A 21,509-nucleotide genomic window follows, 5' to 3' on the forward strand; every position below is an offset into this window, starting at 1 on the left:
ATGCGCATCGTGGCCACCTGCCTGCTACTGGCGATGGCGGCAGTCTATATCGTGACACGGCAGTATGAAGGGCTGCACCCAGCGGTCGGCTATATCCGCGCCTTTGCCGAAGCAGCGATGGTGGGCGGCTTGGCAGACTGGTTTGCGGTAACGGCCCTATTCCGCCATCCGCTTGGCCTGCCCATCCCGCACACCGCAATCATTCCCGAAAACAAGGACCGCATCGCCGATACGATGGCGGCGTTCCTGCAGAACAATTTTCTGACGCCCGGTGTGGTGGCGCGGCGCATGGCGGCGGTCAACACGGCGGCTGCGGCGGGGGCATTTCTGGCCGACCCGCGCACCGGGGAAAGCCGGTTGCGCGATGGCGCGGCGGGGCTGGTGGCCGATGTTCTTGAATCGCTCGACCCGGAAAAGCTGGGCGGCTTGGCCAAGGGCGCACTGCGCGGGCAGCTGGAAAAGTTTGAGCTTTCGCCGCTGCTGGGCCAGCTGCTCGGCGCTGCCATCGCTGATGGGCGGCACATGCCGGTGATCGAAAGCCTGATCCGCAAAACGGCAGAGACGCTGGAGGCCAATGAGGCGCTGATTCAGGAAACGATCCATGAGCGAGCCAATGCTATTCTGCGCTGGACCGGGCTGGACGAAAAGCTTGCCAACAGCATTCTTGACGGACTGTACAAGCTTCTGGCCGAGACACTAGTGGTCCCCGATCACCCCTTGCGGCGCAAGATCGAGGATGGATTGCAAACGCTGGCCCACGATCTGGTGCATGATCCGGCCACGCGGGCAAAAGTTGAAGCGCTGAAGCGCGAAGTGCTGGCCAATCCTGCCTTTGCTCGGTGGCTGGATGCCTTGTGGGAGCGGGGCCGCACCCGGTTGTTGCACACGGTGCGCAATCCGCAGGGCGCACTCGGCGGGCAATTTGGCGCGAGCCTTGCCGAACTGGGGCATGCCTTGCAGCGCGATGTGCAGCTGCAGCGTATGGTCAACCGCTTTGCCCGGCGCACGATGGTGGGCGTTGCCACGCGCTATGGCGCGCAAATCGTCCGGCTCGTGTCTGAAACCGTCAAGCGCTGGGACGCGCGCACCGTGACCGACCGCATCGAGGGCGCGGTGGGGCGCGATCTGCAATTCATCCGCATCAACGGCACGCTGGTTGGCGGACTGGTGGGCTTGTTGTTGCACGTTCTGGACGTAGTGATGTGATCGAAACCGAACGTCTCGTGCTGCGCTTGCCGGAGCGTGACGATTACCTGCTGCTGCGCGATCTGGTGGCCGATCCTGCGGTGCATCGGTTCCTTGGCCCTCAGCCGGAAGATCTGACCACCGAAATGTTCAGCCGCGCGATGCGGGCGGCGGGATCGTGGCAGCTCTATGGCTATGGCATGTTTATCGCCCACGAAAAGGCCAGCGGCGCGTTCGTTGGCCAGCTTGGCATGTTCCACAGCTTGCGCGGATTCGGCAAAGGGATGGATGATATCGCCGAGGCCGCATGGATCGTGGCGCGCGAGCACTGGGGCCGGGGCTATGCCGAAGAAGGCATGCGCGCCGCGCTGGATTTGTTCGACAAGACGCAAGGGCAGGACCGCATTGCCTGCATGATCGAACCCGAAAATGCCGCATCGATGAGGCTGGCACAGAAGCTCCGGTTTGTGCGCTATGCCGACCATGCGCTTGATGATGGCGCGACTGTTGATCTGTTCGAGCGGATCAAGACGTAGCAACCGCGCCGCACTCTCTGCCGCACACTGCAAAATACCAATCATGAAAAAGGGCTGGAAGGTTTCCCCTCCAGCCCCTGATCGTGTTTGGCGTAAAGTGCGTTAGACTTAGAAGTCCATGCCGCCCATACCGCCCATGCCGCCACCCATCGGGGGCATGGCAGGCTTGTCTTCAGGACGATCGCTGATGGCAGCTTCCGTCGTGATGAGCAGGCCCGAGACCGATGCAGCATCCTGAAGCGCGGTGCGAACGACCTTGGTAGGATCGATCACGCCAGCGGCCTTGAGGTTTTCGTAAACGTCGGTCGAGGCGTTGAAGCCCTGATTTTCGTCGTTTTCGCGCAGCAGGTTGCCAGCGACAACCGCGCCATCGTGGCCAGCGTTCGTGGCGATCTGGCGCAGCGGCGTCTGGATGGCGCGACGCACGATGTCGATGCCCTTGGTCTGGTCGTCGTTTGCACCCTTGAGGCCTTCGAGAGCCTTGGTTGCATAGAGCAGAGCGGTACCGCCACCGGGGACGATGCCTTCTTCGACAGCAGCGCGGGTTGCATGAAGCGCGTCATCAACGCGATCCTTGCGCTCCTTCACTTCTACTTCGGTAGCACCGCCGACCTTGATCACGGCAACGCCGCCAGCAAGCTTGGCAAGACGCTCTTGCAGCTTTTCACGGTCGTAGTCCGAAGTGGTGACTTCGATCTGCGCACGGATCTGCTCAACGCGGCCCTTGATTTCGTCAGCCGAACCGGCACCGTCGACAATCGTGGTGTTGTCCTTGTCGATCGTGACCTTCTTGGCCTGACCGAGCATGCCGAGGGTTACGGTTTCAAGCTTGATGCCGAGGTCTTCGGAGATCATTTCACCAGCGGTCAGCGTGGCGATATCGCCCAGCATCGCCTTGCGACGGTCACCAAAGCCCGGTGCCTTGACGGCAGCGATCTTAAGGCCACCGCGCAGCTTGTTGACAACGAGCGTTGCGAGCGCTTCGCCTTCAATGTCTTCGGCGATGATCAGCAGCGGACGGCCCGACTGCACAACCGCTTCGAGGATCGGCAGCATCGCCTGGAGCGACGACAGCTTCTTCTCATGGATCAGGATGTACGGGTTTTCGAGTTCGACCGTCATCTTCTCAGGGTTGGTGATGAAGTAGGGCGAGAGGTAACCGCGGTCGAACTGCATGCCTTCAACGACATCGAGTTCGAATTCGAGACCCTTGGCCTCTTCAACGGTGATCACGCCTTCCTTGCCGACCTTTTCCATGGCCTGAGCGATCTTTTCGCCCACTTCCACGTCGCCATTGGCCGAAATGATGCCAACCTGTGCGATTTCAGCCGAACCGGTTACCGGGGTCGAACGTGCCTTGAGGTTTTCGACGACCTTGAGGACAGCGATATCGATGCCGCGCTTCAGGTCCATCGGGTTCATGCCGGCAGCGACCGAGGTCATGCCTTCACGAACGATAGCCTGTGCCAGAACGGTGGCGGTGGTGGTGCCGTCACCGGCTGCGTCGTTGGCCTTCGAAGCCACTTCGCGCAGCATCTGGGCGCCCATGTTTTCGAACTTGTCCTTGAGTTCGATTTCCTTGGCGACGGTGACGCCGTCCTTGGTGATGCGCGGTGCGCCGAAGCTCTTGTCGATGACCACGTTGCGACCCTTGGGGCCGAGCGTAACCTTGACTGCGTCAGCGAGAATGTCGACGCCGCGCAGAATGCGTTCGCGCGCGTCGCGGCCGAACTTTACGTCCTTGGCTGCCATGATGATTAATCCTTCTAATTTCAGCGAGTCCCCGCGAAGGCGGGGACCTCAGGCCTGAGACCCCCGCCTGCGCGGGGGAGCGATATTCAGTGGTTGGTGATCAGCCGATCACGCCAAGAACGTCCGATTCCTTCATGATCAGCAGGTCTTCCCCGCCAACCTTGACTTCGGTGCCGGACCACTTGCCGAACAGAACGCGGTCACCGACCTTGACATCCATCGGGGTGATCGTGCCGTTTTCGGCGCGCGCACCGGTGCCAACGGCGACGATTTCGCCTTCAGCGGGCTTTTCCTTGGCACTGTCGGGGATGATGATCCCGCCGGCAGTCTTTTCCTCGGCTTCGACGCGGCGTACCAGCACGCGATCGTGCAACGGACGGAATGACATGGGTTTTCTCCCTCTTCCATACTAAAAAATGGGGCTTGGCACTCTCAGGGGGAGAGTGCCAGCGAGCGGGATATGGTCGCATGCCAGTGGGGCGTCAATGGGTGTGACGCAGATTCTTTTCACGCTGATGAACGGTTTCGGCGGTTACCCGGCAGGCAGCAGCCCGAGACGCGCGCGTATACTCCACCGCCACAGCAGCAGCCCAGCGACGAACAGCAGCCCGACCAGTAGCCCAATCCACACGCCAAGCCCGCCGACCGATGTGAACAGCCCCAGCCATAAGGCCGTGCCAACGCCCGGCACCCAATAGCCGAATATCGCAATCAGCATCGGGAAGCGGGTGTCCTGCAGCCCGCGCAGCATGCCTGCGGCAACGGCTTGGGCACCATCGAACAACTGGAATGCGGCGGCCACGACCATGTATTGCAGCGCCAGTTGCACCATGCGCGCATTTTCAGGCGCGGCGGGGTCGATATAAAGGTGCAGAAGCTGGCCGGGGAAGGCCAGCATGATGCCTGCGGAAATCACCATGAACCCGATGCCAAGCTGAGTCGCAACTTTGCCTGCCAGCGCAATTGCCGCACTGTCGCGCGCGCCGAACGCCAGGCCGACGCGGATCGTGGCTGCCTGACCCACGCCGAACGGCACCTGAAACGCGATGGCCGCAAATTGCAGCGCCACGGTGTGGGCGGCCAGTTCCACCTCGCCGATCCGGCCCATGACGAACGCCGCGCCATTGAACATGCCAGCCTCGGCAATGATTGTGCCGCAGATTGGCAAGCCAATGCGCAGCACATCGGCAAAGCGCTTCCATTCGGGCTTCCACCAGCGGCCGAGCAGGCGATAGCGGTGCAGGCGCCGGTCACAGCGGATCACGAGCATGAACGCGATCAGCATCGCGGTGCTGGTGATCACGCTGGAAATGGCTGAACCCTGCAGGCCCATTTCGGGCGCGCCAAGATTGCCGAACACGAGCATCCAGTTGCCCAGCGAATTTACCACCACAGCCATGCCGGTGATGGCTGTGCCAATGCCGGGGCGGCCCAATGTGGCCACTACGGTGCGCAGCAAGGCAGCCATGACAGCCGGGATGGAGGCGAAGCTTAGCACTGCCAGAAACGGAATGGCGCGCGCGATGACGCCAGGGTCTTGCCCGGTCACCCGCATCAGCGGCCCGCCAAGCAGGCACACTCCCATGGCCACGAAAGCTGCCAGCAGGCCAGCCCAACCGGCCATACGCACGGTACGGCGCACTTCGCGCACGGCATGGCGGCGGCTGCCCAGTTCTGCTGCAATCAGCGGTGATGCCGCGCCGACCAGTCCGCTCATCGACCAGATCAGCAGGCCGAACAGCGAAACCGACAGCGACGATGCGGCCAGTGCCTCAGGCCCGAGCCGCGCCACGAACACTACATCAACGGCAAACACGGCCATCTGCAGCAGATTTGCACCAACCAGCGGCGCGGCAAGCCGCAGCATCGCGCGCATTTCATCGATCCAGCGGAGGGGTGGTTTCTCGAACATGGCGGGCGCGGCATAGGTTGAGAGCGGCGGCAAAGAAAGCGCAATGTCCGGCTGGCAGAATGTTTGGCCACACAATCGCTCATGTCCGAAGGTGCGCAGCATGTCACAAAACATGTCCGAGTGCCCGTGCCTGTTGACCGTATTGTCCTGTAGTGACAGCGTAAAAACCATGGAAAGAGCTGCCGACTCCGTGCTGAAAGCCCGCGGGACTACTGTTCCAGTCGAAACGGGTAACGCGCGAGGGCGCGGACCTTGGCGCAAGTTGCGCGACAGCCTGCAAAGCTATTGGCAACACGGGCCAAATCTTTCGCGTCTTGCGGTGCGCGCAGCCACGCTTTTGCTGGTGCTGGCGGCAGTTCAGGCCGTCGCCAGCATGGCTTTTTACAATGTGATCGACAAGGAAACGCTGCGCGAAGATCACGCCCGGCGCGTGGCGGAACTGCTGGTGGTTAGCAACCGTCTGCACGAAATTGCGCCAAATGACCTCGGCCGCACGATGAGCACGAGCCACCTTGAAGTGGAACTGGCCAATGCACCGCGCGCCATTTCAGGCAGTAGCGACGAAATTGTTGCCGAGATCCGCAGCCATATCCTGCATTGGGAGCCTACACTGGCCGGCAAGCGGCTTGTGCTGGGGCTTGAGCCTTCGCGGTTCGGCTACGGCAATCTGGTGGGCGCGATGCAATTGCGTGATGGGCACTGGCTCAATTTCCGCTCGCTCGATGTCACCTCGGGTTGGCCGATAGCGTTGCGCGCCACGGTGTTGACGCTGATTACCGCGGTTGTCGGCTTTGCGCTGGCGCTGTGGTCGTTGCGGATCATCACCCGCCCCTTGCGCGAACTGACTGATGCGGCTGACGCGATTGGACAGGGCTTGGTGGTGCCGGTGCAGGAAAGCGGCCCGGATGATCTGCGCACGCTGGCCCGATCGATGAACGGCATGCAGGCGCGCATTGCTGCAACGATGGAGGATCAGGCCCGCTCGTTTGAGGCGATCAGCCACGATCTGCGCACGCCGCTGTCCCGCGTGACTATTGCCGCCGATCTGATTGACGATGATGAAATTGCGGGGCTCGTGCGCGAAAGTACGCACGAGATGGAAGCGATGCTGATGTCGCTGCAGCAGTATTTGCGCGCGCAGCACATTGCGACAGAGCCGGCGATCATGGATCTCGGGCTGGCTATAACCGATCTTGGTGAAGGCGTTTATCACGGCAAGGTGGTGGTCGATGCCGCCCCGGGCGCGGTGGTGCGCACCTGGCGCGAGCCGCTGCTGCTGGCACTGCATCCCCTGATCGAGAATGCTGTGCACCATGCTGGCATGGCCCGTATTGCCGTGCAGCCAGATGGTGAAGGCCGCTGGCAGGTGATCATCACCGATTCCGGCCCCGGCATTCCCGAAGACCAGTATGAGCGCATTCTTGCGCCGTTTTATCGCATCGACGAAGCCAGAGCGCGCGATACCGCCGGGTTTGGCTTGGGCATCCCAACCGCACACCGCCTGCTGCAGCGCTTTGGCGGCGGGCTCGCCTTTGCGCGCGCGCCCGGTGGCGGGCTGCAAGTGACGGTGACCGTGCCGGTGGCGGGCGAACCGGCCTGATCGGTCAGGTTAACGATGCAGTGGTCGAGGCATCGCGCTGTTGCAAGATTTTGCGGCGGCGGGGCGGGACATCGTTGCTGGTGGCGCGCAGTTCATGCAGCCGCGCTTCGGCTTTCTTGAGGGCGTCGGCCACTTTTTCATCGGCCAGCGCCAATATGCACTCATAATCCTCGATGATGCTGCGGACGGCCTGTGTCGTTCGCTTGTACGCGCTCAGATAAGCATCGCAATTGAGGCCCCGGTTGAGAGCCACCGCAGCGGCTCCGATAAAGCTGAACATGGGCACAAGCGTGGAATCGGCAGGGAGATTGGCCAACGAAAACGATCCTGCCGCCACCGGAAAGACAATGCTGACGATCTGCAATGGCCAGCTGCCAGCACGCACCATGATCAGCCAGCGGCGCAGGCTTTGGTCCTCATGCTCAAGCTGTTCGACCCTGCTTTGCGCAAATCGGCGATAGCGTTCAATGTCGGCAGCCATGATGTCTCCCTGCGTGTGCAACGCAACGATGGCGGCGACGAGGGCTGTTCACAAACGAAAAAGGCGGAGCCGAAGCCCCGCCTTTCCCATCCGCGGGCGCTTCAAGACACCCGCGAAACTTGTTCAGAAGATCACTGGATTTCGCCAGATTACTTGATTTCGACGGTGCCGCCGGCTTCTTCGATCTTCTTCTTGATGTCTTCTGCTTCAGCCTTCGACACGCCTTCCTTCACAGCCTTCGGAGCTGCTTCGACAAGGGCCTTGGCTTCGGTCAGGCCGAGCGAGGTGATGGCACGGACTTCCTTGATGACCTGGATCTTCTTGCCACCGTCGCCGGTGAGGATCACGTCAAATTCAGTCTTTTCTTCAACGGCTTCGGCAGCAGCAGCAGGGGCTGCAGCAACAGCGACAGCAGCAGCGGCGGAAACGCCCCATGCTTCTTCGAGAGCCTTGGCAAGATCAGCGGCTTCAAGAACGGTCAGCTTCGACAGTTCGGCAACGAGATTGGCGATATCAGCCATGGTATTTCACTCCTGATTTAATGGTGCCCGCCGGCCCGTGTGGCGCGGCAGACGCAAATCGAACGATCAGTCTTATGCGGCTTCCTTGGCGTAAGCACCGAAGACGCGGGCCAGCTTGGCTGCCGGAGCAGTCGTGAGCTGGGCGATCTTCGTGGCCGGAGCCTGAATGAGGCCGATGAGCGTGCCGCGCAGTTCATCGAGGCTCGGCATCGTGGCAAGCGCCCGGATACCAGCTTCGTTGAGGACCTGCGTTCCCATTGCACCACCGACGATTTCGATCTTGTCGGTGGTCTTGGCGAATTCGACCACGGCCTTGGCGGCAGCGATCGGATCGGCGGACGCTGCGATTGCGGTAGGGCCGGTGAACAGATCACCCAGACCTTCGTAATCGGTGCCCGCGATGGCAAGCTTGGCAAGACTGTTCTTCGCAACCTTGTAGGTCGCGCCCGCTTCACGGATCTTGTTGCGCAAGGCGGAGGACTGGGCCACCGTCATGCCGAGGTTGCGGGTGATGACCACCGCGCCGGCCTCGTTGAAGACACCGCTCAGGAAGGCGACCGAATCGGCTTTCTGCGAACGATCCATGCCTAACTCCTTCACATGTGATTGTACGGTACAAACCGGACAATCGGCTACGTTTGTCGGTGGCCCGAAGACCACCGGCGAGTCCGTGACAAGGGAAGGAGATGCGCCGAAAGCCGGAGCTTTAGTGCGCGAGAGGCACCATGGGTCCGGCTTGGGACCTGAAGGAGCCTGAAACTCTTTTCCCCGTCTAGGCTGGAAATTAAGTGCAGGCAGATCCCGCACACCAACTGTCTCGGACGGATGATCGGCGCGCATCGCTGCATGCCGGTCCGGGAGGGCCAATGGGGCAAGCAAGGCAAAGAGTCAACCGCGCAGCCACATTTGACATGTCCCCCCTTTGCAACGCAGGCTTTGACTTCGCAGTATGCCGCTCCTATATGCTTTGTCTGCCTTAGCTTCGAGCAAGGCTGTCCCATGCGCGGGGGATGGCCACGGAAGGAAGCGAAAGGACTTACCATCTGACGCAAAAGGCTGCGGGCCATGGCTACCGTTAAACGGGATGCCGTGCGCTGTGCGGCCTTTTCCTGTTGGGTGGCGCCATCACCGCAGCGTGGCAAGTTTTCGCCGGGTTTCCGGCAGTTTTTGAGAAGAGGCTCGTAACCTTTATGGCTACTTTGGCGACGTCTACCCGGACTCCCAGCCGTCCCGGCGTGAAGAAGCGCATCCGCAAGATCTTCGGGAACATCCACGAAGTCGTGCAGATGCCCAACCTGATCGAAGTTCAGCGCGAATCGTACGAGCAGTTTCTTCGCTCCGATCCGTCGATTGGCTATGTTTCGGGCCTGGAAAAGACGCTGCGGTCAGTTTTTCCGATCCAGGATTTTGCCGGCACCGCCAGCCTCGATATCAAGGAAAAGGACGGTTACGTCCTTGAAGCGCCCAAGTATGACGTGAACGAATGTCGCCAGCGCGGCATCACTTATGCTGCGCCGATGAAGGTGACGCTCAAGCTTGCCACGTTCGAAGTGGACTCCGAGACTGAGACGAAGTCGCTTATCGATATCAAGGAGCAGGACGTTTACATGGGCGATATCCCGCTCATGACCGAAAACGGCACTTTCTTCATCAACGGCACCGAGCGCGTGATCGTGTCGCAGATGCACCGTTCGCCGGGCGTGCTGTTCGACCATGACCGTGGCAAGACCCACTCCTCGGGCAAGTATCTGTTTGCTGCCCGCGTCATTCCTTATCGCGGTTCGTGGCTCGATTTTGAATTCGACGCCAAGGACATCGTCAACGTGCGTATCGACCGCAAGCGCAAGCTGCCGGTCACCGCGCTGCTGCATTCGCTTGGCCTCGCTGACGAACAGATCCTGCATCACTTCTACGACCTCGCGAAGTGGGAGCGGGCTGAGGGCGGCTGGAAGGTGCCGTTCGTGCTTGAACAGTGGCGCGGCAGCAAGCCTGCGTTCGACATCGTCGATGGCAAGTCGGGTGAGGTGATCTTCCCTGCTGGCACCAAGATTTCCCCGCGCGCTGCCAACAAGGCGCTGAAGGACGGTCTGGAAGAACTGCTGATCCCGACAGACGAAATCTTTGGCCGCTACGCTGCGCGCGATCTGATCGATGAGACGACGGGCCGCATCTGGATCGAAGCCGGTGATGAAGTAACGCCGGAAAACCTTGATCTGCTCGACAAGGCCGGGATCGACAGCCTCGAACTGCTGGATATCGATCACGTGTCGACCGGGCCGTGGATTCGCAACACGCTGAAGGCCGACAAGGCGCCGGATCGTGATCACGCGCTGGCCGATATTTATCGCGTCATGCGCCCGGGCGAGCCGCCGACGCGTGAAACCGCCGAAGCGCTGTTTGACGGCCTGTTCTTCGATGGTGACCGCTATGACCTGTCGGCTGTGGGCCGCGTCAAGCTCAACATGCGTCTGGGCCTTGATGCCGAAGACACCATCACCACGCTGCGCACCGAGGATATCCTCGCCGTGGTCAAGGAATTGGTGAACCTGAAGGACGGCAAGGGCGAAATCGACGACATCGACAACCTCGGCAACCGCCGTGTGCGTTCGGTGGGCGAACTGCTGGAAAACCAGTACCGCGTCGGCCTGCTGCGCATGGAACGCGCGGTGAAGGAGCGCATGTCGTCGGTTGACGTCTCCACCGTTATGCCGAACGACCTGATCAACGCCAAGCCCGCTGTGGCAGCAGTGCGTGAATTCTTCGGCTCCTCGCAGCTGTCGCAGTTCATGGACCAGACCAACCCGCTGTCCGAAGTGACGCACAAGCGCCGCGTTTCGGCCTTGGGGCCAGGCGGTCTTACCCGCGAACGCGCAGGCTTCGAAGTGCGCGACGTTCACCCCACGCACTATGGCCGCATCTGCCCGATTGAAACGCCCGAAGGCCCGAACATCGGTCTGATCAACTCGCTCAGCACCTTTGCCCGCGTCAACAAGTATGGCTTCATCGAAACGCCGTACCGCAAGGTGATCGACAACAAGGTCACCGGTGACGTGATCTATCTGTCGGCAATGGAAGAACAGAAGCACACCGTTGCGCAGGCTTCGGCTGAACTGACGGCTGACGGTTCGTTCGTTGACGAACTTGTCTCGGCCCGCCAGAACGGCGAATTCGTGATGAGCCCGCGCGATCAGGTTACGCTGATGGACGTTTCGCCCAAGCAGCTGGTTTCGGTTGCCGCTTCGCTCATTCCGTTCCTGGAAAACGACGACGCAAACCGCGCGCTCATGGGCTCGAACATGCAGCGTCAGGCCGTGCCGCTGATCAAGGCGGATGCGCCTTTCGTCGGCACCGGCATGGAAGAAACCGTAGCGCGCGATTCGGGCGCTGCGATTTCGGCGCTGCGTTCGGGCATTGTCGATCAGGTGGACGCCACCCGCATCGTGATCCGCGCCAGTGGCGATATCGAACCCGGCCAGTCGGGCGTCGATATCTATCGCCTGCAGAAGTTCGAACGCTCTAACCAGTCAACCTGCATCAACCAGCGCCCGCTGGTGAAGGTGGGCGATCTGATCGAGAAGGGCGATATCATCGCTGATGGTCCTTCGACCGAGTTCGGCGAACTGGCGCTGGGCCGCAACGTGCTCGTCGCGTTCATGCCCTGGAATGGCTACAACTACGAAGATTCGATCCTGATCAGCGAACGCATCGTGAAGGAAGACGTCTTCACCTCGATCCATATCGAGGAGTTCGAAGTCATGGCCCGCGATACCAAGCTTGGGCCAGAAGACATCACCCGCGACATTCCCAACGTCGGCGAGGAAGCCCTGCGCAACCTCGACGAGGCGGGCATCGTTTATATCGGTGCAGAAGTTCACCCTGGTGACATCCTCGTCGGCAAGATCACCCCCAAGGGTGAATCGCCGATGACGCCGGAAGAAAAGCTGCTCCGTGCGATCTTCGGTGAAAAGGCCAGTGACGTGCGCGACACCTCGCTGCGTCTGCCGCCGGGCGTTGCCGGTACGATCGTTGATGTGCGCGTTTTCAACCGCCACGGTATCGAAATCGATGACCGTACCCGCGCGATCCAGAACGAGGAAATCGAACGCCTCGCCAAGGACCGTGAAGACGAACGCGCCATTCTCAACCGCGCCACCTTCAACCGCCTGAAGGACATGCTGATCGGCCAGGTTTCGGCTGCAGCACCGAAGGGTATCAAGAAGGGCGAAGTCATCGACGAGCAGACGCTGGCCGATGTCGAGCGTTACGAATGGTGGAAGTTCGCCGTGGCCGACGATGCGCGCCAGCAGCAGCTGGAAGCGGTCAAGGCGCAGTACGATACGGCGGTCAAGGCGATCAGCGAGAAGTTCGAAGACCGCAAGGAGAAGCTGGAGCGCGGTGACGAATTGGCACCGGGCGTGCTCAAGATGGTCAAGGTCTTTGTGGCGGTGAAGCGTAAGCTGCAGCCGGGCGACAAGATGGCCGGCCGTCACGGCAACAAGGGCATCATCAGCCGCATCCTGCCGCAGGAAGACATGCCGTTCCTCGAAGACGGTACGCCGGTGGACTTCGTGCTGAACCCGCTGGGCGTGCCTTCGCGCATGAACGTCGGGCAGATCTTCGAAACGCACCTTGGCTGGGCCGCACGCGGCCTTGGCAAGCGGATCGGTGCAGCTCTGGATTCATGGCGCGAAGCCAACCCGAACCCAGAAGCTGGCCAGCCACCCGAAGCGGTGCGCGAACTGCTGCAGGAAATCTATGGCAGCAACTACACCGACGAAATCGCCGCCCGCAGCGACGAACAGATCATCGACTTCGCCCAGTCGGTCCGCCTTGGCGTGCCGATGGGCTCGCCGGTGTTCGATGGCGCGGTGGAAGCTGACGTTACCGACATGCTGCGTCTGGCAGGGCTCGATGAATCGGGCCAGGTGACGCTGTTCGACGGGCGTACCGGGGAATCGTTCGACCGCAAGGTGACGGTGGGCATGAAGTACGTGCTCAAGCTGCATCACCTTGTTGACGACAAGATCCACGCACGTTCCATCGGGCCGTACTCGCTCGTCACGCAGCAGCCGCTGGGTGGTAAGGCGCAGTTCGGTGGCCAGCGCTTCGGCGAAATGGAGGTCTGGGCACTCCAGGCCTATGGCGCGGCCTATACGCTGCAGGAAATGCTTACGGTGAAGTCGGACGACGTGGTCGGCCGCACCAAGGTTTACGAAGCGATCGTCAAGGGCGACGATACTTTCGAGGCCGGCATTCCCGAAAGCTTCAACGTGCTCGTCAAGGAAATGCGCTCGCTCGGCCTCAACGTCGAATTGTCGTCGATTGACGATACGGACGACGGCGTCGCGATCGCGGCGGAATAAGGCCAACGGGCGGCGGCAAGTCCGCCGCCCGCGTCTCCGCACCGAAATTCACGTCCAACGCCTCAATGCGAGGCAGGGAACGGCACCAAATGAACGAACTGACCAAATTCACCAACCAGATCGCCAAGCCTGAGACATTCGACCAGATCCAGATCGGTCTTGCCTCGCCTGAGCGTATTCGCAGCTGGTCCTTCGGCGAAATCAAGAAGCCGGAAACCATCAACTACCGCACGTTCAAGCCCGAGCGTGATGGCCTGTTCTGCGCCCGCATCTTCGGTCCTGTGAAGGACTACGAGTGCCTGTGCGGCAAGTACAAGCGCATGAAGTACAAGGGCGTCGTCTGCGAAAAGTGCGGCGTCGAAGTTACCGTCACCAAGGTGCGCCGCGAGCGCATGGGCCACATCGAACTGGCCGCGCCAGTTGCGCACATCTGGTTCCTCAAGTCGCTGCCTTCGCGCATCGGCCTGCTGCTCGACATGCAGCTAAAGATCCTTGAGCGCATCCTGTATTTCGAAAGCTATGTGGTCACCGAGCCGGGCCTGACCCCGCTCGAAAAGTACCAGACGCTGACCGAAGACGAACTGCTCGACGCGCAGGACGAGTATGGCGAAGACGCCTTCTCGGCCGGCATCGGCGCAGAAGCCGTCAAGCACATGCTTATGAACCTCGATCTGGTTCAGGAGCGGGACGATCTGATGGAAGAGCTGCGGACCACCAAGTCCGAGCTCAAGCCCAAGAAGATCATCAAGCGCCTTAAGGTCGTGGAATCGTTCATCGATTCAGGCAACCGCCCGGAATGGATGATCCTTGATGTCGTGCCGGTCATCCCGCCAGAACTGCGCCCGCTGGTGCCGCTGGATGGTGGCCGCTTCGCCACGTCGGACCTGAACGACCTCTACCGCCGCGTTATCAACCGCAACAACCGCCTGAAGCGCCTGATCGAGCTGCGCGCGCCGGACATCATCGTCCGCAACGAAAAGCGCATGTTGCAGGAAGCCGTAGACGCACTGTTTGACAACGGCCGCCGTGGCCGCGTGATCACCGGCGCCAACAAGCGTCCGCTGAAGTCGCTGTCCGACATGCTCAAGGGCAAGCAAGGCCGCTTCCGCCAGAACCTTCTCGGCAAGCGCGTCGACTATTCGGGCCGTTCGGTCATCGTGACCGGGCCGGAACTGAAGCTGCACCAGTGCGGGTTGCCCAAGAAGATGGCTCTCGAACTGTTCAAGCCGTTCATCTACGCGCGGCTTGATGCCAAGGGTCTGTCGATGACCCTGAAGCAGGCCAAGAAGTGGGTCGAGAAGGAACGCAAGGAAGTCTGGGACATCCTGGACGAAGTGATCCGCGAACACCCGGTCATGCTGAACCGTGCGCCGACGCTGCACCGTCTTGGCATCCAGGCGTTCGAACCCGTGCTGATCGAAGGCAAGGCGATCCAGCTGCACCCGCTGGTTTGCTCGGCCTTCAACGCCGACTTCGACGGCGACCAGATGGCCGTCCACGTCCCGCTCTCGCTGGAAGCCCAGCTTGAAGCGCGCGTGCTGATGATGTCGACCAACAACATCCTGTCGCCCGCCAACGGCAAGCCTATCATCGTTCCTTCGCAGGACATGGTGCTGGGCATCTATTACCTGTCGATGGATCGCCCCGGTGAGCCGGGCGAAGGCATGATGCTGGCCGACATGGCCGAAGTGCATCAGGCACTGGAAGTGAAGGCGGTAACGCTGCACTCAAAGATCATCGCCCGCGTTCCGCAGACTGACGAAGACGGCAAGCAATACCTCAAGCGTTTCGAAACGACGCCAGGCCGAATGCTGATCGGCGAGTGTCTGCCGAAGAACTTCAAGGTGCCGTTCGATGTCGTCAACCGCCTGTTGACCAAGAAGGACGTCGGCGACGTGATCGACGAAGTCTATCGTCACACCGGCCAGAAGGACACGGTGCTGTTTGCCGACGCGATCATGTCGCTCGGCTTCAAGCACGCCTTCAAGGCCGGTATTTCGTTCGGCAAGGATGACATGATCATCCCTGACAGCAAGGATGCGCTGGTAGGCGAAACCAAGGAACTGGTTGCTGATTACGAACAGCAGTACCAGGACGGCCTGATCACGCAGCAGGAAAAGTACAACAAGGTCATCGATGCCTGGAGCCGTTGCGGCGATCAGGTGGCGAACGCCATGATGGACGAAATTCGTGCCGAACCCGTCGATGAGGAAACCGGCCGCCTGAAACCGATCAATTCGATCTACATGATGAGCCACTCTGGTGCGCGTGGTTCTCCGGCGCAGATGAAGCAGCTTGCGGGTATGCGCGGTCTGATGGCCAAGCCTTCGGGCGAGATCATCGAAACGCCGATCATCTCGAACTTCAAGGAAGGTCTGACCGTTCTTGAATACTTCAACTCAACCCACGGTGCCCGTAAGGGTCTGGCCGATACCGCGCTCAAGACGGCAAACTCGGGCTACCTGACCCGCCGTCTGGTCGACGTGTCGCAGGACTGCGTCGTAATTGAGGAAGATTGCGGCACCGAACGTGCGCTGGAAATGCGCGCCATCGTTCAGGGCGGTGCTACCATCGCCTCGCTGGGTGAGCGTATTCTGGGCCGGACACTCGCCGAAGATCTGATCGAGGCCAAGACCGGCGAAGTGATCGCACACAAGGGCGATCTGCTGGACGAAGCTGCAATCACCCGCATCGAAGCGGCTGGCGTGCAGTCGGCCCGCATTCGCTCGCCGCTGGTCTGCGAAGCCCAGCAAGGCGTATGCGGCAAGTGCTACGGTCGCGACCTTGCCCGTGGGACGCCGGTCAACATCGGTGAAGCTGTCGGCGTTATCGCTGCACAGTCGATCGGTGAACCGGGCACTCAGCTGACCATGCGCACGTTCCACATCGGTGGTGCAGCGCAGGTGAACGAACAGTCACACCTTGAAGCGATCAGCGATGGTACCGTGGTTTACCGCGATATCCCGACGATCACCGACAAGCGCGGCCGTCGTCTGTCGCTGGCCCGCAACGGTGAAATCGTGCTGATGGATACCGATGGCCGTGAACGCGCGATCCACCGAGTGCCTTATGGTACGCACCTGCTGCACGAAAACGGTGCAACAGTTGCGCAGGGTGATCGCATGGCCGAGTGGGATCCGTTCACCACGCCGGTCATCACCGAAAAGCCGGGTATCGTGCGCTATCAGGATCTTGTCGATGGCAAGACCCTGACCGAAGCGACCGACGAAGCCACCGGCATGTCGAGCCGTGTCGTGACCGAAAACCGCGCGGGCAACCGGGGCAAGAAGGAGGATCTGCGTCCTCGTCTGACCCTGCTTGACGACGATTCGGGTGAAGCAGCACGCTATCTTATGGCACCGGGCACGACCCTTTCGGTCGAAGATGGTCAGAAGGTTGAAGCGGGTGACATTCTTGCCCGTGCTTCGCGCGAAGCTGCCAAGACCCGTGATATCACCGGCGGTCTGCCGCGCGTTGCCGAACTGTTCGAAGCGCGCAAGCCGAAAGACAATTCGATCATCGCCAAGATTGCCGGCCGCATCGAATTCGTGCGGGACTACAAGGCCAAGCGCAAGATCGCGATTATCCCGGAAGAGGGTGAACCGGTCGAGTATCTGGTGCCGAAGAGCCGCGTGATCGACGTGCAAGAAGGCGACTATGTCAAGAAGGGCGATAACCTGATTTCGGGTTCGCCTGATCCGCATGACATTCTGGAAGTGATGGGCGTTGAGGCTCTGGCCGAATACCTCGTTGCTGAAATCCAGGAAGTCTATCGCTTGCAGGGCGTTAAGATCAACGACAAGCACATCGAGGTGATCGTTCGCCAGATGCTGCAGAAGGTTGAAATCACCAATGGTGGCGACACCACCCTGCTGCCGGGCGAACAGGTCGACTTCGAGGAAATGAACGAAGTCAACAGCAAGCTGGAGGATGGCATGCAGCCCGCCGAAGGCAAGCCGGTGCTGCTGGGCATCACCAAGGCTTCGCTGCAGACGCGCTCGTTCATCTCGGCCGCTTCGTTCCAGGAAACTACCCGCGTGCTCACGCAGGCGGCGGTTGAAGGGAAGAAGGACTCGCTGATCGGTCTGAAGGAAAACGTGATCGTCGGGCGCCTCATCCCCGCCGGTACCGGCGCGGGCATGAACCGCTTGCGCGTTGCGGCCTCCAGCCGCGATGCCGCCCTTCGCGCTTCGTACCGCAAGCTGCAGGAATCGTTGATCGCTCCGGCATCAGCGGCTGAAGAGCATGCTGCGGAATTGGCGCAGGGACCAGAAGCCGCTATCGGCGATGATCCGCTGGCAGCAGTTGAGGGTGAAACCCACGGTCTTGATGCCGATGCAGGTGATTACCTGATCAAGGGTGATGACGAGGCCTGAGCTTCTGAAGTGACCTGATATCAATTAAACACGGCCCCGTCGGAGAGATCCGGCGGGGCATTGTTTTTCTGGTCGCGCAGATTTATCCTTGTTTTACTTTATCCTAAGCATTCGGCGAAACGCCATGACTGACCATAGTTAACCCTGATCGCCTAGATTTGCGGAATATCACCTTCCGCAAGGAACCCTTTCATGATCAGGGAACGCACTGCCATCGGGGCCAAGATTGTTCTTGGCATGATCATTGTTGCCATCATGCTGGCAGCGTTTGCCATCGGCTACATTCGCTTTGGCGGCCCACTGCATCGCCAGAACCTGTTGCAGGATGAACTGCTGGCAGACATCTTGCCGCCCCCGGCATTCGTGGTCGAACCCTATCTCCATACAACCTGGGCAATCGCCGATCCAACCCACGCCCAAGAGGCTGCAACGGCGCTGGCCGAAGAGCGGACCCTGTTCGAACAGCGCAAGCGTTATTGGGCAAGCGCGCCAGTGCCCGAGGAATTGCGCAAGGAGGTTGCCGCCACGATCGGCACGGCAGACAGCTTCTGGTCCGCGCTGGACCGTAGCTTTCTTCCCGCCATGAAGGCCGGTGACATGGCAACCATGCGCCGCGTTCATACAAAAGAACTGACGCTGGCCTATCGCAAGCAGCATGATGCGGTTACTCAACTCGTCGCGGAATCGGGCAGATACCGCGCTGAACTGATGGATTTTGCCGAAACTTTGGTGCTTTCGCTGTTGGGCCTGTTTGTGATTGTGGCACTCGCCATTCTTGCCCTCGTGCATCAGGCCGGACGCATCATCCGCAACAAGGTGGTCGGCCCGCTGGTGCAAACCGCTCTCGTGATGGAGCAGATGGCCGAAGGGGACTATACGATATCCATTGAAGGGGCTGATCGGCAGGACGAGATCGGGATCATGGCCCGCGCGATGGCTGTGTTCCGCAACAACGGCGTGGCCCGGCAGAAGGCAGAGCTTGACCAGCGCGAGGTGGTTGCTGCGCTTTCTTCCGGCCTCGATTGCCTGGCGCGGCAGAACCTTGAGTTCCGTATCAGCAAGGCATTCCCCGAAGGCTACGAAGAGTTGCGCAAGAATTACAACCTGGCTTGCGATGCACTGTCGTCTGCCATGCGTACGGTTCGCGTTGGCGCCTCCAGCGTCTTGAGCTCGATTTCCGAAATCCGGGCAGCAACAGATGATCTGGCGATGCGCAACGAACAGCAGGCATCGAGCCTGGCGGAAACAGCAGGTGCCATGAACGGCGTGACCAGTAGCGTGCGCGAAACCGCCGTTGGAGCAAAGAGCGTGCAGGACGCGATTGCTCTGGCACAAGCACAGGCCAATGCCGGGGGCGATGTCGTGCGGCAGGCGGTGGTAGCGATGGACCAGATCGAAGCATCTGCACAGGAAATCAGCCAGATCACGACGGTGATTGATGGCATTGCCTTTCAAACCAACCTGCTTGCGCTAAACGCCGGGGTGGAGGCTGCGCGTGCGGGTGAATCCGGCAAAGGCTTTGCCGTTGTCGCCACAGAAGTGCGGGCACTGGCTCAGCGCTCTGCCGAGGCGGCGCAGAACATCAAGACGCTGATCGAAAACAGCACGAACCAGGTCGGTGAAGGTGTTCGCCTGGTTGGCGCGACTGGCGAACGGCTGACGGGCATTGTCGATCAGATTGCTACCGTTGACGGGCTGGTAACCCGCATCGCGGAAGCTGCCGCCAGCCAGGCCGAGAGCCTCGAGCAGGTCAACGCTGCTGTCGCTGCGATGAATCACATGACACAGGCCAACGCGGCGATGGTGGAGCAATCTTCGGCGGCCACGCGCAGCCTGTCGACCGAGGCGGAAGCGCTGACCGACCTCGTCTCCGGCTTTCGTACGCGCGATGTTGCTTCACGCCCCGGGCAGGTCAGCGATCCTAAGAGCCTGCGCCGCGATTCTGCGGTTGACGCAGAGCGGTCGATCCCCGTGCTTGTCCGCTACGGCACCTGATGCAAAAAGGCCCGGCGTGCTTTTGCAAACCGGGCCTCTGCCAACTACGGCTCAGTCAACTGGGCCGTGGCCAATCGTGTAAGAATGAAAGGTTCAGCGGCCCTTGCGGTGCTCTCCCTTGACCCAGCGCACCGTGCCCGATGATGCGCGCATCACCACGCTTTCGGTGGTCATCACGCCGTTCTTGTGGACCTTCACGCCAGCCAACAACGATCCATCCGTCACACCTGTGGCAGCAAAGATGCAGTCGCCCTTGGCCAGTTCCTTCAGGTCATACTGCTTGTTCAGGTCTTCGATGCCCCACTTGCGCGCACGGGCTTTTTCATCTTCGTTGCGGAACAGCAAGCGGCCCTTGAACTGCCCGCCCACGCAGCGCAATGCGGCTGCTGCGAGCACGCCTTCAGGCGCGCCGCCAGTGCCCATGTACATGTCAATGCCGGTATCTTCATTTGTTACCGCGATCACGCCAGCCACATCGCCATCCGGGATCAGGCTGATACCGCAACCCAGTGCGCGCAATTCGTCGATCAGGGCGGTGTGGCGCGGACGGTCGAGCACACACACGATGATATCGCCGGGCTCCACGCCCTTGGCCGCGGCCACGGCACGCACGTTCTCGCTGGGCGATTTGTCCAGATTGATGATGCCATCAGGATAGCCCGGCCCCACGGCCAGCTTGTCCATGTAAACGTCAGGCGCGTTGAGCAGCCCGCCCTCTTCGGCCACGGCCAGCACGGCTAGCGCGTTCGGCCCGGCCTTGGCGGTGATCGTGGTGCCTTCCAGCGGATCGAGCGCGATGTCGATCTTTGGCCCCTTGCCGGGAGCGGCACCGACCTTTTCACCGATATAGAGCATCGGCGCTTCGTCCCGCTCACCCTCGCCGATCACCACCGTACCGTCCATGTACAGTTCGTTGAAGGCAGCGCGCATCGCCTCAACCGCCGCGGCATCAGCCGCCTTTTCATCACCGCGCCCGATCAGCCGCGATGCGCCGATGGCTGCAGCTTCGGTCACGCGGACCATTTCGAGCACAAGCACACGGTCCAGCACCTGCGAGGCGGGGACCTGAGATTCGGCGGGGGTGGTGGTCTGGTCGGTCACTTTGGCTCCAGCTTGGTCTTGTGATGACGGGTAGGTGCGATAATTCTCGATCGGTTCAGCCACCGTGCAGCATCAACCCGGCAAGTCCGGCTCGACGACACACTGGGACTGTGCAAACGTATGCATTCACGTCATAGGCTCATGCAGTTGGCATTGCGTTGCACAGATGACATCGGTGTGACCTGGCACTAGACGCGAGGGACGGGTCTTGTCGAGACGAACAGTAACAGTTCTGGCAGTCTTTGCGCTTCTTTTTGGCGCTTCATCTGCCATGGCCCAGCAATCCACAGCCTCCAGCGGTGGTGCGGTGCAGGGCCCGGCTGCGCCAAACGCTCCGTCTTCCGATGCAGAACTGGCGCGCAACCTGATGTCTACATCTCAGACCCAGCGCTGCCGACCGATGCAACGCTCGGACGGCACCATCGTGGTCTGCGGCGGGAAGGAAGCGAGCGAGCGCGAACGCATCCCTTTGCGTGATGAAACAGATGGTGCACAATCGACAGACACGGGCGTGCCGCGCGCACCCAACGTTTCGGGCCTGCGCGATTGCAGCCGTGGCTGCATCGGTCTGGGCGGCGTACCTGCACCGATGTACTATTTTGATATCAAGGCCTTGCCCGCCCCGCCGCCAGGATCTGACGCAGATCGCATTGCCAAGGGAGAGATACCGGCACCCTGAGGCGCCGG

General features: G+C 60.8%; 14 protein-coding genes. 7 read left to right on the forward strand and 7 right to left on the reverse strand.

Translation table 11 applies throughout. The features are described from left to right. Together AC2A1F_RS10225 and AC2A1F_RS10230 are read left to right on the forward strand one after the other, a co-directional pair. Positions 1 to 1,206: a DUF445 domain-containing protein gene (locus AC2A1F_RS10225; RefSeq protein ID WP_484208650.1), complete on the forward strand. Its 1,206-nt coding sequence runs from the start codon at positions 1 to 3 to the stop codon at positions 1,204 to 1,206. Continuing rightward, entirely contained in the window at positions 1,203 to 1,721 is a 519-nt protein-coding gene (locus tag AC2A1F_RS10230; protein WP_484208651.1) for a GNAT family N-acetyltransferase, read from the forward strand. Before AC2A1F_RS10225 ends, AC2A1F_RS10230 begins: the two co-directional genes overlap by 4 nt. 108 nt (positions 1,722 to 1,829) lie before the next feature. Here the strand turns inward: AC2A1F_RS10230 and groL are convergent, their stop codons facing one another. From groL to AC2A1F_RS10245, 3 genes are all read right to left on the reverse strand, one after another. Further along, positions 1,830 to 3,473 carry a chaperonin GroEL gene (gene groL, locus AC2A1F_RS10235; RefSeq protein WP_292937178.1) on the reverse strand — a complete coding sequence of 548 codons (1,644 nt, stop codon included), beginning with the start codon at positions 3,471 to 3,473 and terminating at the stop codon, positions 1,830 to 1,832. Between the two features lie 100 nt (positions 3,474 to 3,573). Next, on the reverse strand, positions 3,574 to 3,861 hold the full coding sequence (gene groES, locus AC2A1F_RS10240; protein WP_231466322.1) for a co-chaperone GroES: 288 nt from the start codon (positions 3,859 to 3,861) through the stop codon (positions 3,574 to 3,576). 144 nt (positions 3,862 to 4,005) lie between these two features. Further along, entirely contained in the window at positions 4,006 to 5,385 is a 1,380-nt protein-coding gene (locus tag AC2A1F_RS10245) for an MATE family efflux transporter (protein WP_484208652.1), read from the reverse strand. Between the two features lie 169 nt (positions 5,386 to 5,554). Between AC2A1F_RS10245 and AC2A1F_RS10250 the strand changes: the two genes are divergently transcribed. Further along, a complete protein-coding gene (locus tag AC2A1F_RS10250) occupies positions 5,555 to 6,985 on the forward strand; it encodes an ATP-binding protein (protein WP_484208653.1) in 1,431 nt (476 codons plus the stop codon). Positions 6,986 to 6,989: 4 nt separating this feature from the next. Here the strand turns inward: AC2A1F_RS10250 and AC2A1F_RS10255 are convergent, their stop codons facing one another. From AC2A1F_RS10255 to rplJ, 3 genes are all read right to left on the reverse strand, one after another. Then, positions 6,990 to 7,466 carry a hypothetical protein gene (locus tag AC2A1F_RS10255; protein WP_484208654.1) on the reverse strand — a complete coding sequence of 159 codons (477 nt, stop codon included), beginning with the start codon at positions 7,464 to 7,466 and terminating at the stop codon, positions 6,990 to 6,992. A gap of 149 nt (positions 7,467 to 7,615) precedes the next feature. Further along, positions 7,616 to 7,987 (reverse strand): 50S ribosomal protein L7/L12, encoded by a 372-nt coding sequence (gene rplL, locus AC2A1F_RS10260; RefSeq protein ID WP_264421051.1) that lies wholly within the window; start codon positions 7,985 to 7,987, stop codon positions 7,616 to 7,618. A gap of 72 nt (positions 7,988 to 8,059) precedes the next feature. Continuing rightward, positions 8,060 to 8,572: a 50S ribosomal protein L10 gene (gene rplJ / locus AC2A1F_RS10265; protein ID WP_292629681.1), complete on the reverse strand. Its 513-nt coding sequence runs from the start codon at positions 8,570 to 8,572 to the stop codon at positions 8,060 to 8,062. Between the two features lie 605 nt (positions 8,573 to 9,177). Here rplJ and rpoB point away from each other — a divergent pair. From rpoB to AC2A1F_RS10280, 3 genes are all read left to right on the forward strand, one after another. Beyond that, positions 9,178 to 13,350 carry a DNA-directed RNA polymerase subunit beta gene (gene rpoB, locus AC2A1F_RS10270; protein WP_484208655.1) on the forward strand — a complete coding sequence of 1,391 codons (4,173 nt, stop codon included), beginning with the start codon at positions 9,178 to 9,180 and terminating at the stop codon, positions 13,348 to 13,350. A gap of 89 nt (positions 13,351 to 13,439) precedes the next feature. Continuing rightward, on the forward strand, positions 13,440 to 17,726 hold the full coding sequence (gene rpoC, locus AC2A1F_RS10275) for a DNA-directed RNA polymerase subunit beta' (RefSeq protein WP_484208656.1): 4,287 nt from the start codon (positions 13,440 to 13,442) through the stop codon (positions 17,724 to 17,726). 192 nt (positions 17,727 to 17,918) lie between these two features. After that, positions 17,919 to 19,721 carry a methyl-accepting chemotaxis protein gene (locus tag AC2A1F_RS10280; protein ID WP_484208657.1) on the forward strand — a complete coding sequence of 601 codons (1,803 nt, stop codon included), beginning with the start codon at positions 17,919 to 17,921 and terminating at the stop codon, positions 19,719 to 19,721. Positions 19,722 to 19,814: 93 nt separating this feature from the next. Here the strand turns inward: AC2A1F_RS10280 and glpX are convergent, their stop codons facing one another. After that, positions 19,815 to 20,822 carry a class II fructose-bisphosphatase gene (gene glpX / locus AC2A1F_RS10285; RefSeq protein ID WP_484209021.1) on the reverse strand — a complete coding sequence of 336 codons (1,008 nt, stop codon included), beginning with the start codon at positions 20,820 to 20,822 and terminating at the stop codon, positions 19,815 to 19,817. Positions 20,823 to 21,093: 271 nt separating this feature from the next. Between glpX and AC2A1F_RS10290 the strand changes: the two genes are divergently transcribed. Continuing rightward, positions 21,094 to 21,501, forward strand: a complete 408-nt coding sequence (locus AC2A1F_RS10290; RefSeq protein WP_484208658.1) for a hypothetical protein — start codon at positions 21,094 to 21,096, stop codon at positions 21,499 to 21,501. Positions 21,502 to 21,509 lie beyond the last annotated feature (8 nt).

The sequence above is a fragment of the Novosphingobium sp. HNCC26BN242 genome (assembly GCF_057180525.1).

Excerpts from the sequence above, each read along its gene's own strand:
- rplJ (WP_292629681.1), bottom strand. The coding sequence starts at position 8,572 with ATGGATCGTTCGCAGAAAGCCGATTCGGTCGCCTTCCTGAGCGGTGTC.
- rpoC (WP_484208656.1), top strand. The coding sequence starts at position 13,440 with ATGAACGAACTGACCAAATTCACCAACCAGATCGCCAAGCCTGAGACA.
- rplL (WP_264421051.1), bottom strand. The coding sequence starts at position 7,987 with ATGGCTGATATCGCCAATCTCGTTGCCGAACTGTCGAAGCTGACCGTT.
- AC2A1F_RS10255 (WP_484208654.1), bottom strand. The coding sequence starts at position 7,466 with ATGGCTGCCGACATTGAACGCTATCGCCGATTTGCGCAAAGCAGGGTC.
- AC2A1F_RS10280 (WP_484208657.1), top strand. The coding sequence starts at position 17,919 with ATGATCAGGGAACGCACTGCCATCGGGGCCAAGATTGTTCTTGGCATG.
- groES (WP_231466322.1), bottom strand. The coding sequence starts at position 3,861 with ATGTCATTCCGTCCGTTGCACGATCGCGTGCTGGTACGCCGCGTCGAA.
- AC2A1F_RS10250 (WP_484208653.1), top strand. The coding sequence starts at position 5,555 with ATGGAAAGAGCTGCCGACTCCGTGCTGAAAGCCCGCGGGACTACTGTT.
- rpoB (WP_484208655.1), top strand. The coding sequence starts at position 9,178 with ATGGCTACTTTGGCGACGTCTACCCGGACTCCCAGCCGTCCCGGCGTG.
- AC2A1F_RS10290 (WP_484208658.1), top strand. The coding sequence starts at position 21,094 with ATGGCCCAGCAATCCACAGCCTCCAGCGGTGGTGCGGTGCAGGGCCCG.
- AC2A1F_RS10225 (WP_484208650.1), top strand. The coding sequence starts at position 1 with ATGCGCATCGTGGCCACCTGCCTGCTACTGGCGATGGCGGCAGTCTAT.
- groL (WP_292937178.1), bottom strand. The coding sequence starts at position 3,473 with ATGGCAGCCAAGGACGTAAAGTTCGGCCGCGACGCGCGCGAACGCATT.
- AC2A1F_RS10245 (WP_484208652.1), bottom strand. The coding sequence starts at position 5,385 with ATGTTCGAGAAACCACCCCTCCGCTGGATCGATGAAATGCGCGCGATG.